The sequence below is a fragment of the Pantoea eucrina genome (assembly GCF_020079945.1).
In the GTDB taxonomy this organism is placed as follows: Bacteria; Pseudomonadota; Gammaproteobacteria; order Enterobacterales; family Enterobacteriaceae; genus Pantoea; species Pantoea eucrina.
Genome location: NZ_CP083448.1, coordinates 2,752,951 through 2,768,095, shown reverse-complemented (window position 1 = coordinate 2,768,095; position 15,145 = coordinate 2,752,951). Strand labels below are relative to the sequence as shown.

Here is a 15,145-nt window from a genome sequence, read left to right as displayed (position 1 = left end):
TTATTCAAGCCTGACCATGCTTGACAGCGGAATATTTGAGATCGTCAAGATTGATAAAGCGTTTTTCTGGCAATTCAGCGAAGACCGCACCTTTGACATTCTGCTTAATCACCTTAATCAATTATGCCGCGGCGTCATTGTTGAGGGGGTTGAAAATCAGCACTATGTGGATCTGCTTGCGCATAAGCCCGTTTATGGCATGCAGGGTTACCACTGGCAGAGTGTTTATCTTGATGATTTATTTGCGTAATTCAGCACACAGCTTTGCGATTATGGTCTGCGCAGAAAGTCATTTCAGCTGAAAAGGTAAGCGTGCCTGCTGCGCTTATATTCACTTCTGAATCACGCTTCTGTATTCCGCATAACGCCTGATGTCCTTTCTGAATCCGCAATTAAACCTGTTCAGCGCTGTTCTTACTCTTTTACCGGAATAAGAACGGCCGATGAAGGATGTAAGTAATTCACTGAATTACTTGCGATAGCAAGCGGTATCTGATGATACCGGGCGTGCCAGTAACGCTCATAAACTTATATCTGCGCGGGATCCCGATAACATGAACAATATTTCTATCACGCCCAAAGGTGGGACGATTGCTAACGAAGTGAGCGGTACTCAGGTTACGCTGAACGCACCCAGTGTGGTTAAACTTAACCTGAATCAGGCTGACATTAAGGCTTTCACACGCAATGGTAATGATTTAGTCGTAACCACTAAATCAGGTGAAACACTTGTTATTCATGATTTTTACAGCGCCAATGGCGACAGCGATCTGGTCCTGCAGGACGATCGCGGTGCGCTCTGGTGGGTTGAAGATCCCGGCACAGAGGGCTTTCAGTATGTGTCGATCGACAGCACTGAAGGTCTGCTGGCAGAAAACGTAACGGATAACGGCACGATTGCCGCATTCGGTATTGGCGGCGCGGCTCTGGCCGGTATCGGGGCGCTGTTTGCGACCGGCGGCGGTGGCGGCGGTGGCGGTGGCGGTGGCGATGACGATACGGGTAATTCCGGCGGCGGCACTAATCCCGGTAACGGAGGCAACAATCCTGGCGGCGGCGATCCCGGCAACGGTGGCGGCAATCCTGGTAACGGCGACACCACCGCACCCGATCCGGCCGGAAATATCGTGGTCAGCGACAATGTCGGCAGCAGCCAGGGGCCGTTACTCAACGGGCAAACCACCGATGACAATACGCCAACGCTGACCGGTACGGCGGAAGCGGGAGCCGTGGTTAAAGTGTATGACGGTTCCGTTCTGCTTGGCAGCGTCACGGCGGGAGCAGACGGGCGCTGGAGCTTTACCACACCGGCACTGAATAACGGCAGCCACACGCTAAGCGTGACGGTCACCGATGCGGCAGGCAATGTTAGTCCCGCCACCAGCGGATTCGTGATCAATGTCGCCGCCGGCATCGCACCTACCAGCAGCACGCTGGAAATCACCGATGACAGCAGCCCTGCGCTGCGTACGCTGCCGGACGGGTCCAGCACGCGTGACACCACCCCAACCCTGAGCGGGCTGGCGGGCGCCAATGAGCTGGTTACGCTCTATAACGGCACTACCGTACTTGGCAGCACGCTTGCCGACGCAAGCGGGCAGTGGAGTTTTACGCCTGCAGCGCTGCCGGATGGCAGCTACGCCTTCCGCGCGGTAGCCACCGATGCCGCCGGAAATAGCACATCATCCGTTACGCTGACCATTACTATTGATACGGTGCCGCCAGCCGTCGCCAGCGATCTGCTGCTCAGCAGCGACAGCAGCGGCCCGCTCGCGCCAATTGCCACGAATGGCGTGACCCGTGATACCACGCCGGTGTTAAGCGGCAGCGCTGAACCAGGCAGCGTCATCACCGTACGTGACGGCACGACGGTACTGGGCAGCGCTATCGCAGACAGCGACGGGCGCTGGAGTTTTACCACCCCGGTGCTGAGTGAAGGCAGCCATACTCTTACTACTACCGTGACGGATGCGGCAGGCAATACCGGCCCCGCTTCCGCTCCGCTGCAGCTGACGGTTGATACCACGGCTCCGGAGGCGATAACCGATCTGCGGGTCTTTGACGACGCGGGCGACAGCCAGGTTGAGCTGGCGCAAAACGCCACTACTGATGACAATACGCCCGTGCTGAGCGGCAGCGGGGAGCCGGGCGCCTCGGTCAGCATCTACGATGGTGACGTACTGCTTGGTGTGGCCCTGGTTGACGTTAACGGCAGCTGGCAGTTTACCACCCCTGCGCTCAGCAACGGCGCGCACAGCTTCACCGTTATCAGCACTGACGCGGCCGGTAACATTGGTCCGGCCAGCACACCTTTCACGCTTAACGTCCAGGCGGATCTGCCGCCAGCGACCACGCCGCTGGAAGCGGTAAGCACCGGTGATAATACGCTGCAGCCGCTGACCGACGGCGCGACCACGCGCAGCGAGGAGTTAACGCTAAGCGGCGTCAGCACGCCGGGCAACCTGATTACACTCTTTGACGGAAACACTGAAATCGGCAGCGTTGTCGCCGATAGCAACGGCCAGTGGTCGTTTGCCCTGCGCGGTCTGTTCCAGGGGCTGCACAGTTTCTACCTGCGTACTACCGATGGCGCAGGCAACGTCACGCAAAGCGCGCCGCTGAATATCACCGTCGACAGCGTGGCACCGGCAGCGGCTGATGCGCTGACGCTAACCGGCAGTGACGGCAGCACCGTAGTCAATATCGCGCCGGAGAGCACCGTTAACGATGCCCGGCCGGTGCTGAGCGGCACGGCGGAACCGGGTGCGCTGGTGACGATTCGTGATGGCGACACCGTGCTGGGCAGCGTGACCACCAACAGCGACGGCAGCTGGCGCTTTACCACGCCGCAGCTGGGTGAGGGCAGCCACAGCCTGACCACCACCGTGACCGATCTGGCTGGCAACAGCAGCCCCGTCTCTGCGCCGCTGAATTTTACCGTAGATACAGTCGCACCAGCGGCGGTCAGCAATCTGCAGGTCACTGATAACGCAGGCGCTAGTACCGGCCCGCTGACTTCAGGCCAGCTCACCGATGACAACACGCCGACGCTGAGCGGCACGGCCGAAGCGGGCAGCGTGGTGCGCATTTATGACGGCGACGTGCTGCTGGGCAGCGTCGTTGTGGATAGCAACGGCAGCTGGAGCCTGACGCTGCCGGCGCTGAGCAACGGTCAGCATAACATTACCACCACCGTGACCGACGCTGCAGGGAACGTCAGCCCGGCGTCACCGGCGTTTACGCTGGCGATTGATGCCGGCAGCGTGCCGGCAACCAGCTCACTGGAGGTAACAGATGACAGCGGCAGCACGCTGGTTACGCTGGCAGATAATGACAGCACCGGCGATAACACCCCGGTGCTGAGCGGCGTCGCCACCGCTGGCGACGTGGTCAGACTCTATAGCGGTACTACGCTACTGGGCAGCGTCGTCGCAGACGGTGACGGCCAGTGGCGCTTTACGCCTGCCGCGTTAGCCGACGGCCCCTATGCGTTCCGGGCGGTTGCCACCAGCGCAGCGGGGGCGGAGACCTCCTCATCGGTTATCAATATCACCATCGATACCAGCGTGCCCGCCGCGCCGTCCGGCGTTCAGCTCAGCAATGAAAATGGCGATCCGGTTACGCCAGGCAGCAGCACCAATCTCACTACGCCGACGCTGAGCGGCACCGCGGAGCCTGGCTCCACGGTGACCGTCCGCGACGGTGATACGGTGCTTGGCACCGCCACCACGGATGCTCAGGGCAACTGGAGCTATACCACGCCGCCGCTCAGCGATGGCGAACACGCGCTGACCAGCACGGTCACCGATGCGGCCGGCAATACCGGCCCCGCTTCTGCACCGGTGGCGGTAACGGTAGACACGCAGCCACCGGCCGCCGCCAGCGGTCTGCAGCTGAACAACCAGGAGGGTAACGCGCTGCCGGCGGGCGGTGCCACGAATGAAACCACGCCGACCCTCAGCGGCAGCGCCGAGCCGGGCAGCATCATCACCGTTTCTGATAATGGCGACGTTCTGGGCAGTACCGTGGCGGGCGGCGACGGCAGCTGGAGCTTTACGCCGCCGCAGCCGCTGGATGAAGGCGCGCACGCGCTTACCACCACCGTAACCGATACGGCGGGCAACACCGGGCCGGCCAGTGCCCCGGTCAGCGTGGTGATCGACACTACTGCACCCGCGATCGCCAGCGATCTGCTGCTGAGCAACGGGCAAAACGGTAACGAAATCACCGGCATCACTAACAGCACTAAGCCGGTACTCAGCGGAAGCGCTGAGCCAGGCAGTACCGTCACCGTTTCTGATAACGGTAACGTGCTGGGCAGCACCACCGCCGGTAGCGACGGCAGCTGGAGCTTTACCTCACCGGTACTGCAGCCGGGTGAACATAGCCTGACCACGGTTGTCACCGATCCGGCTGGCAACAGCGGGGCAGCGTCCACGGCAGTGGTGTTTACCATCGATACGACTGCGCCAGCGGCACCCGCTGCTCTGCAGGCGGCTAACGATGAAGGTACTGCGCCGGTTCCGGTTAACAACGGTCTGACGAATGACGCCACGCCGCTGCTGAGCGGCAGCGGCGTGGCCGCAGGCAGCGTGGTGACAATTTCAGATGGGGATGAGGTACTGGGCTCCGTTACCGTGGGAGAGGGGGGAAGCTGGAGTTTTGCCCCAGACGAACCGCTGGCAGACGGTGAGCACAGCCTGACGGCCGTCACCACCTCACCGGCAGGGAACAGCAGTGCGCCTTCTGCACCGCTGGTGCTGACCATTGATACTACACCGCCCGTTGCGGCAGGCGGCCTGCAGCTGAGTAACGATCAAAACGGTAACGCCATCAACGCCGGCGGCGTAACTAACGACACCTCGCCGGCGCTGAGCGGCAGCGCTGAGCCAGGCAGCACGGTCAGCGTCTATGATAACGGCACGCTGCTGGGCAGCGTCAGCGCTGACGGCACCGGAGCGTGGCGCTTTACGCCGGAAACGCCGCTGGCAGCCGGACCGCACAGCCTGACCACTACGGTTACGGATGCGGCGGGTAACCGCGGCGATGAGTCTGAACCGCTTAACTTTACGATTGACACCACGCCGCCGCCTGTGGCGGATGACCTGGTGCTGAGCAATGACAGCAGCGGCACGCTGGTGACGGTCACCAACGGGACTACCAGTGATACCACCCCGGTGCTGAGCGGCACGGCGGCTGCGGGCAGCACGGTAACGGTACTTGACGGCACCACGGTGCTGGGCAGCGTGGTCGTGGATGACGGCGGCACGTGGCGCTTTACGCCAGAGTCGCCGCTCAGCGAAGGTCAGCACAGCCTGACGGCTACGGTAACCAGCCCGGCGGGTAACGTCAGCGAGCCTTCTGCTGCGCTGGTGTTTACCGTTGATACTATTCCGCCAGCGGCGGCAGGCGAGCTGCAGCTCAGTAACAACGACGGCGAAACGCCATTGCCGGTTGATAACGGCGTGACCAACACGACGTCGCCGGTGCTGAGCGGCAGCGCCGAACCGGGTGCGCTGATCACCGTTTCTGATGGCGACACGGTACTGGGCAGCGTAACCGCCGGTACAGACGGCAACTGGAGCTTCACGCCAGAGGCACCGCTGCCTGAGGGCGATTACAGCCTGACCACTACCGTTACCGATCCGGCGGGTAACGTCAGCGCGCCATCGGCACCGCTGAATTTCACCATTGATACGACGGCACCCGAAGCTGCAGAGGCTTTGCAGGTCAGCAATGAGGCGGGCGGCGTGGCGCGCCCTGTCGATGAGGCCGGTGCGACTAATACCACCTTGCCGGTGGTAAGCGGCACGGCGGAAGCGGGCAGCATCGTGACCGTGTATAACAACGGCGAAGTACTGGGCAGCGTTACTGCAGGCAGTGACGGCGGCTGGCGCTTTACGCCGGATGCGCCGCTGGCTGAGGGCGATTACAGCCTGACCACGCGAGTGACTGACGCCGCCGGTAACACCGGCGCGGCCTCCTCTGCATATAACTTCACCATCGATACCACAGCCCCTGGCGCCGTAGTCGACCTGACCGCGAGGGATGACAATAACGCACCGATCACCGGCGTCACCAACGACGCCACACCGGTGCTGAGCGGCAGCGCTGAGGCGGGTAGCCTGGTAACGCTCTATGACGGAACAGCCGCTATCGGCTCTGTCCGGGCAGACGCAGACGGGGCCTGGCGCTTTAGCGACACGGTCCTGACCGATGGCGCACATACCTTACGGGCCACCGCGACCGACGCCGCAGGCAACGTCAGCGCTACAGGCAACTCTGTGACCCTGACGGTGGATACCAGCGTGCCGGCTGCACCTGCTTTCTCCGTCACTTCCGGCGAAGGCGTGCCGGTTGCCAGTAACGGCTACACCAGCGACAGTACGCCGCAGCTCAGCGGTACGGCCGCCGCCGGCAGTCTCATCACTATTTATAATGACGGCACGGCTATCGGCAGCGTGGTAGCCGGTGGCGATGGCGGCTGGCAGTATACGCCCGCAGCCCTGGATGATGGCAGCTATGCGCTGAGCATTACGGAGACGACGCCAGCGGGCAACGTCAGTCCGGCCTCGGCCGTAACCACGATTAACGTGGATACGCAGGCACCGGAAGCAGCGCAGAACGTGCTGGTTAACAACAATGAAGGCAGTACGCTGGTGCCGATCAACAGCGGTGACGTGACCAACGACGCGACGCCGCAGCTGATCGGTTCAGCCGAGCCGGGCAGCGTGGTGCTGATCTATGACGGCGCTACGCAAATCGGTTCGGTTACCGTGAACAGCAGCGGCAGCTGGCAGTTCACGACCGGCGCGCTTACGCAGGGCGAGCATAACCTGAGCACCGTTGTCAGCGACGCAGCCGGGAACACCAGCCCCGCTTCGCCCACAATCACCTTTACCGTGGATACGGTCGCACCGGCTGCGGCCACTGAGATCGCGCTGGTGAACAACAATGGCACTACGCCGCAGGCGATTACATCCGGCTCCACCACCGGTGACAACACGCCTGAGTTCTCCGGTCGCGCAGAGCCTGGCAGCACCATCGTCGTGTCTGATGGCAATCTGATCCTCGGTACCACCACGACCGATGCACAGGGTAACTGGAGCTTCTCGCCGATCCTCAGCGACGGCCCGCACAGCCTGAGCGTGACGGTCACCGATGCTGCCGGTAACAGCAGCGCGCCGGGTGCGCCGATCGCCTTTACCGTGGACACCACGGCGCCTTCCGCCGTTACGCAGCTGACGCTGAGTAATGATAACGGCACTGCGCCGGTAGCCGTTCCCAACGGGGGCCTCACTAATGATGGCACGCCGCTGTTCAGCGGTCGCGGGGATGCGGGCAGCATTATTACCCTTACCGATCAGAGCGGTACGCTGCTGGGTTCCACCACGGTAAACGGACAGGGAAGCTGGAGCTTTACGCCTGCCACCGCGCTGGCGGACGGCAGCTACACCTTTACCGCCACGGCATCCGATACGCTTGGTAACGTCAGCGCACCGGTGACTTTCAGTGCGATCGTTGATACCACGCCGCCGGCGGTGGCAGCGAACATCGCGCTGACGAACAACGACGGCACCACGCCGGTGGCTATCGCCAGCGGCAGCATCACCACGGATAATACGCCGTTCCTCAGCGGCACCGCAGAGCCGGGCAGCGTGGTAACGATTCTGGACGGAACCGCAATACTGGCCAGCGTGACCACCGGCAGTAACGGACAGTGGAGCTATCAGCTGCCGCAGCTGGACGATGGCAGCTACAGCCTCACCACCACGGTGACCGATACGGCCGGTAACACCGGTCCGGCTTCTGCTCCTGTCGCCTTTACCGTGGACGCCACGCTGCCGGATGCCACATCGCTGGTGGTCAGTAACGACAACGGTACGACACCGCAGCCTCTGACAAACGGCGCGCTGACCACGGACAATACGCCACTGCTGAGCGGCACCGCGGAACCCGACAGCCTGATTACGCTGTATGACGGCGGAGTGGTGATTGGCTCGGTGACGGCGGACGGCGACGGCAGCTGGAGCTTCAGCTCACCGGTACTGACCGACGGCCAGCACACGCTGAGCGCCACGGTCACCGATGAAGTGGGCAACGTCAGCGCACCGTCCGGTGCGCTGACCATCAATATTGATGCCACTGCGCCGCAGCCGGCAGGCGATCTGCTGCTGCAGAATGATATACAAGCGACGCCGGTAACCATCAATAGCAACAGCGTAACTCCTGATGCGACGCCGCTCATCAGCGGTACCGCAGAGGCAGGAGCGACCATTATTGTGTATGACGGTGCGCAGGAGGTTGGCAGAACCACCGCCGATCCTCAGGGGGCCTGGAGCCTCAACACCAGCGCGCTGGCTGAGGGGGCGCACACCCTGACGGTGACCGCCACCGATGTAGCGGGCAACGTCAGCGAGGTGGCGTCGACGGTCAGCTTTACGGTCGATACCAGTACGCCAGCCGCGGTGCTGAGCTTTGATATCTACAACAACGCCAGCACCACGCCGGTGCTGGTCGCGAACAACGGCTTCGCCAGTGACAGCACGCCGGTGCTGCGCGGAACCGGCGTCGCCGGCACGGTAGTGAATATCATTCAGGATGGAGCCATCGTTGGCACCACAACCGTGGGTGAGAATGGCGTCTGGCGTTATGAATCCGCAGCGCTGGACGATGCAACCTATGCCTTCAGCGTCTCGGTCAGCAACGCGGCGGGCACCGCCGGCCCGGTTACCGGCCCGATTACCATCACTATCGACACGGTGGCACCGGAGGCAATTGACGATCTGCTTGTTACCGACAGCGTCGGCGGCGCTGAAGGTCCGCTGACGTCAGGCGCGATCACTGATGATAATCTCCCGGCCTTCAGCGGCACGGCGGAGGCGGGCAGCACGATAACGGTCTATGACGACAACGTGCTGCTGGGAACGGCCACCGCTGACGAAAACGGCAGCTGGAGCTTTACGCCAGACGCTGCGCTGTCAAACCGCGAGCATAGCTTTACGTTTACCGTGACCGATGCGGCGGGTAACGTCAGCCCGGCTACCGACGCCTTTACGCTGACGATTGAAGCCGATCTGCCACCGGTCGACAGCACGCTGCAGATCACCGATAACAGCGGCAGCACGCTGGTAACGGTAACAGACGGGGCCGCTATCCGTGACAACACGCCGGTCCTGCAGGGAACGGGCCCGGCAAATGGCACTGTAACCATTTCTGATAACGGTACAGTGCTGGCTACTCTGCCGATAGACGCGAACGGACAGTGGAGCTATACGCCAGATCCGGTACTGGATGAGGGCGCACACGCGATTTCTGTAGTCAGCACGGATGAAACCGGCAATCCTGGCGATCCGTCAGCGGTGATTAATTTCATTGTCGATACCGTCGTGCCCGACGTCGTCACCGATCTTGCGGCGGCCAATAACAACGGTGCCACGCCGGTGCCGGTAACGGATAACGGCGTGACTAACGACAGTACGCCACAGCTCAGCGGCACAGCGGAAGCGGGCGGGCTGGTGACCATCTACGATGGCAATACGGTAATCGCTTCGGTCACTGCTGACGGCGACGGCGCATGGAGCACCACGCTGCCGCTGCTGAGCCAGGGCGCGCACGCGCTCAGCGTGACGGTGACCGATGCGGCGGGCAACGTCAGCGCTCGCTCCGGCGCGCTGAACATTACGGTCGATACGGTAGCCCCTGTGGCCGGCACGGTGAACGTCACCGCGGGTGATTCAGCTACGCCGCTCACCAGCGGGGAAACCATTAACGACAGTACGCCAGCGCTGAGCGGCACCACGGAGGCAAACGCCACGGTCAGCGTGTATGACGGCACCACGCTGCTCGGTACCGCTATCGCCAGCGGCGCGGGCGCCTGGAGCTTTACCCCTGCCGCGCTGGGCGAGGGCAGTCACGCCCTGAGCGTGCGCGTCACCGATGTGGCCGGTAATACCGGTATCGCCTCTGCCGTCACCACGGTGGTGGTGGATACCGTGGCGCCAGCGGCCATCTCCGGCCTGACGGCGGTCAATAACAACGGCAGCACGCCGCTGACTATCGCGGCTGGCAGCACCACCAGCGACAACACGCCGCAGCTGAGCGGCACCGCTGAGGCGGGCAGCATCGTTACCGTGCGTGACGGCACCACCGTGCTCGGCTCGGTCACCGCCGGCACCAACGGCGCATGGAGCTTTACCACCGCCGCGCTGGCGGATGGTCCGCATACGCTGAGCGTGAGCGCCGCCGATGCGGCGGGCAACGTCAGCCCGGCGAGCGATATTAGCTTTACGGTGCTGACCGCAGCGGTTGCCCCGGTCACGGCACTGACGGTAACGGATAACGCCGGCGCGATTCAGGGGCCGCTGACCAGCGGTACGCCGACTGACGATACCACGCCAACGCTCTCCGGCAGCGCCGCGGCAAACAGCGTGGTGGTGATCAGTGAAGGCACTACGGTGCTGGGATCGGTGGTGGCAAACGGCGACGGAGCCTGGAGCTTCACCCCTGCCGCGCTGAGCGAAGGTACGCATCCGCTCAGCGTCACGGTACGCGATGCGGCGGGCAGCAGCAGCGATCCGGTGAGCTTTACCGTAGTAGTGGATACCACTGCGCCAGCCACCTCAACGCTGGTGGTGACCAACGATGTGACCAGCGCAACCATCCCGGCGGGTGGCTACAGCAGCGATGCGACGCCGACCTTAAGCGGCGTGGCGGAAGCGAACGCCATTGTCACGGTACGCGACGGTAACGCGGTGCTGGGCTCGGTGACCGCTGATGCGGAAGGACGCTGGAGCTATGTCAGCACTACGCTGAACCAGGGACTGCATACCCTGAGCGTCACCGCCACCGATGTGGCGGGCAACGTCAGCGGCGCGACCAGCACCACGCTGATTGTGGATAGCGTGGCGCCGGTCGCCGTGAGCGGCCTGAACGCGGCTAACAACAACGGCAGCGCGCTGGTGGCAATTGCCGCCGGCGGCACCACCAGCGATGCCACTCCGCTGCTCAGGGGCACGGCAGAGGCGGGCAGCGTGGTGACGATCCGCGACGGCGACACCGTTCTCGGATCGGTAACGGCGGGCAGCGGCGGCGCGTGGAGTTTTGTCACGCCGGCGCTGGCAGAGGGGGCACACACCTTTAACGTTACCGCCAGCGATGCGGCCGGTAACGTCAGCCCGAATGCGACGCTGACGCTGACGGTCGATACCACTCCGCCAGCCGCAGTAAGCAATCTGGTGGTCACCGATGACGCCGCGCCGAACACCGGTCCTCTGACTAACGGCGCCGTGACCAACGACACCACGCCGGTGCTGAGCGGTACGGCAGAGGCAGGGGGCGTGGTCACCGTCTATGACGGCACTGCAGTACTGGGTTCCGCTGTGGCCGACGGCAGCGGCGCGTGGAGCTTTACGTCGCCCGCGCTGAATAATGGTCCGCATGCGCTGAGCGTCACGGTGCGTGATGCGGCAGGCAACGTCAGCGCGGCGTCGCCCACAGTCGCAATCACCGTGGACACCGTAGCGCCGGCTGCGCCAACGCTGGTCGTGACTAACGACGTGGCGAACACCACGGTGGCGAACGGCGCAGCAAGCGGCGACAGCACGCCAACCCTGAGCGGCAGCGCCGAGGCCAATAGCCTGGTGATTATCCGCGACGGCACCACGCTACTCGGTTCAGTCACCGCCAGCGGTACCGGCAGCTGGAGCTTTACCCCTGCTACAGCGCTCGCTGAGGGATCGCATACCTTCAGCATCACCGCCACCGATGCGGCAGGCAACGTCAGCAGCAGCGTTAGCTCAACGGCGATCATTGATACCGTTGCGCCAGGTGCGGTTACCGGTCTGGCTGCCGCCAACAACAACGGCAGTACGGCGATCGCGATTCCCAATAATAGCGTGACCAGTGACAGCACGCCGCTGCTGACCGGATCCGGTGAGGCGGGCGCACGCGTAACTATCCTTGACGGCAATGTTGCGCTGGGCACGGCGATTGTCAGCAGTAACGGCAGCTGGAGCTTTGTCAGCCCGGTGCTGAGTGAAGGCAGCCACACCCTGAACGTGACCCAGACCGACGCCGCCGGAAACGTCAGTCCGCCAGCCAGCATCACGCTGACGGTGGATACGGTGGCGCCGGCAGCGGTCAGTAACCTGACGATCACGGACGATGTGGCGCCGGTGACCGGACCGCTGGCAAATGGCGCGGTCACCAATGACGCGACGCCAACGCTGAGCGGGACGGCGGAGGCGAGCGCGGTCGTCACGGTGTATGACGGCAGCACGGTGCTGGGATCGGTGGTGGCAGGCAGCGACGGCGCATGGAGCTTTACGCCAGCTGCGCTGAGCAACGGCGTGCATTCGCTGAGCACGACGGTACGTGACGCCGCGGGCAACGTCAGCCCGGCGACGCCGGCGGTGTCGATTACCGTTGATACCGTGGCCCCCGCTGCGCCAACGCTGGTGGTCACCAACGACATTAACAACACCACGGTGGTAAATGGCGGCGCGACGCGCGACAGCACGCCAACCCTGAGCGGCACGGCCGAGGCAAACAGTCTGGTGATTGTGCGCGACGGCACCACTGTCCTGGGGTCGGTGACCGCCAGCAGCAGCGGCAGCTGGAGCTTCACGCCGGGAACAGCCCTCTCCGAGGGATCGCACACCTTCAGCATCACCGCCACTGATGCCGCGGGTAACGTCAGCAGCAGCATCAGTTCGACGGCGATTATCGACACCACGGTGCCGGTTGCCGTAACCGGCCTGACCCTGGCTAATAACAATGGCAGTACGGCGATCGCTATCCCCAACAACGGCGTGACCAATGACAGCACGCCGCTGCTGAGCGGATCGGGCGAGGCGGGTGCACGCGTCAGCGTTTACGACGGCACTACGCTACTGGGAACTGCGACCGTCGGCGGCAGCGGCAGCTGGAGCTTCATCACGCCAGCGCTGGGTAATGGCCCCCATACGCTCAACGTGACGCAGACCGACGCGGCGGGTAACGTCAGCCCGCAGGCTTCGGTCACGCTGCGGGTTGACACCGTAGCGCCGGTGGCCAGCACGCTCACCATTACGGATGATGCGGGCAGCGCGCCGGTAACGCTGACCAGCGGTGCCTTTACGCGCGATACCACGCCGACGCTGAGCGGTACGGCAGAAGCGGGCGCGCTGGTGACCATTTTTGACGGCACGACCGCACTGGGTTCCGTCACGGTGGGTACGGGCGGCAGCTGGAGCTTTACCACCGCGGCGCTGAGCAACGGGGCGCATACCCTGAGCACCACGGTGACTGATCCGGCAGGTAACGTCAGCAGCACCAACGTAGCGACCACCATCACCGTTGACACGGTTCCACCGGCGGCGGTATCCGGATTGCTGATCAACAGCGCTGGCACCAGCGTCACCGGCAGCGGCGAGGTCGGCGCAACGGTGACGGTCCGCGACGCCAGCGGCGTCACGCTCGGCACCACCACGGTGGGCAGCGGCGGCAGCTGGTCAGTGGCGCTGAGCACTGCGCAGACTACCGGTGCCACGCTCTCGGTGACGCAGAGCGACAGAGCGGGCAACGTTTCGCCATCGGCGTCGCTGCTGGGAGCCATCCGCGTTGTGGCGACCAACGATGTTAGCGAGGTTGATTACGGCACCACGCAGGCCACCATCAATAACGGCACCGTGAACTCTTCGCACACGGCGCTGCTTACCCTGGGGGTCGGCTCGCTACTGGGCGCCAGCGTGCTCAATAACGGTAACGCCTATATCTTCAATGTGGGTCAGGACGATTTCCGCACGGTAACGCTCTACGGCTCAGTAAACAGTATCGGCGTGGCGGCTAACTACTCGCTAAACCTCTACACGCAGCTGAGTAACGGCTCCTGGCAGCTGGTGAGTTCGCAGAGCAACTACATCAGCTCTCTGCTCTCAATCGGAACGATTCGCGGCGGTAACGTCACCTACAGCAATCTGAGTACCGGTAACTACGCGGTAGTGGTCGGCGCGAATACCAACCTCAGCGTACTGCCCACCACTACCGTGAGCACGGTGTCAGACTACACCACGCTGGCGGTGACCACGGCGGCCACCGTCACCGGTAATCTGCTGGCGAACGACACCAGTTCGATAGCCGGTACGGTACCGGCCGGTGTGGCGGTTACAACGGCGGGCGGCGCAACGGTTGCTGGCACGGGTAATACGGTGATCAACAGCAGCTACGGTACGCTGACCCTGGATGCGCGAGGCAACTATACCTATGCGCTGAAAGCGGGACTGAATATCGACACGCTGCCGGCGACGGATACCTTTACCTATTCAGTGCGGGACGCCAGCGGCACGGTAACCTCCGCCACGCTGACGGTAACGCTGCATAACGGCCCGGCGGCCACGCTGTTTGCCGCCACCAGTCTGCTGGCGGAAAGCAGCAGCGCTGAGCATGACGCGAGCGGCAGCATCTGGGCTGACAGCGCCGGCACGCACAGCGGAACCTTAACTATCACTAATGCTCTGGGGGCAGAAACCACGGTGGGAGCGGCCGGTATGACGCAGGTAGCCGGTGAGTTCGGCGTGCTGCAGGTCAGCGCCAGCGGAAGCTACACCTACTCACTCAATGCGGATGTTAACGTCCAGAACATTACGCATAAGGAAGTATTCAGTTACACCCTGGCGGGCCGGGACGGCACCCTGACCAGCCACAGCTTCACCATTGAGCTGCACCCGACCATTAACGGAACCGGCGGTAACGATACGCTGACCAGCAGCGCCTACGATGACACCATCACCGCTGGCGCCGGCGCAGATACGCTGGTTTACCATCTGCTGGATCGCGCTGACGCCACCGGCGGCAACGGCCACGACACCTGGACCGACTTTAACGTCGCCCAGGGAGACAAGATTGATATCAGTGAACTGCTGATCGGCTGGAATGATTCCACAAGTAATATTAATGATTTCGTGAAAGTGGACCATACTTCTGATGGCAGCACCGTGCTTTCAATCGATCGTGACGGTAGCGGGACGGGCTACAGCACTACGCAGCTGATCACGCTGGAAGGCGTTAACGTGTCACTGGAGGAGCTGCTGCAGCAACCGCACCAAAACCACACGGCATAGTGGTGTGTGACGCAGGGAAGCATCACGGGCACAGGAGGTGCCCT

Annotated in this window: 2 protein-coding genes; both read left to right on the top strand. The window is 63.0% G+C overall.

Annotation, left to right across the window (positions count from 1 at the left end; genetic code table 11):
- The first annotated feature begins 16 nt into the window (after positions 1–16).
- Complete coding sequence (locus LAC65_RS13100; protein WP_263433189.1) at positions 17–250, top strand: hypothetical protein; 234 nt, start codon at positions 17–19, stop codon at positions 248–250.
- Between the two features lie 304 nt (positions 251–554).
- The gene (locus LAC65_RS13095) at positions 555–15,101 is read left to right on the top strand and encodes an Ig-like domain-containing protein (RefSeq protein ID WP_224144787.1); all 14,547 of its coding nucleotides are present in this window, start codon (positions 555–557) and stop codon (positions 15,099–15,101) included.
- Positions 15,102–15,145: the final 44 nt, after the last annotated feature.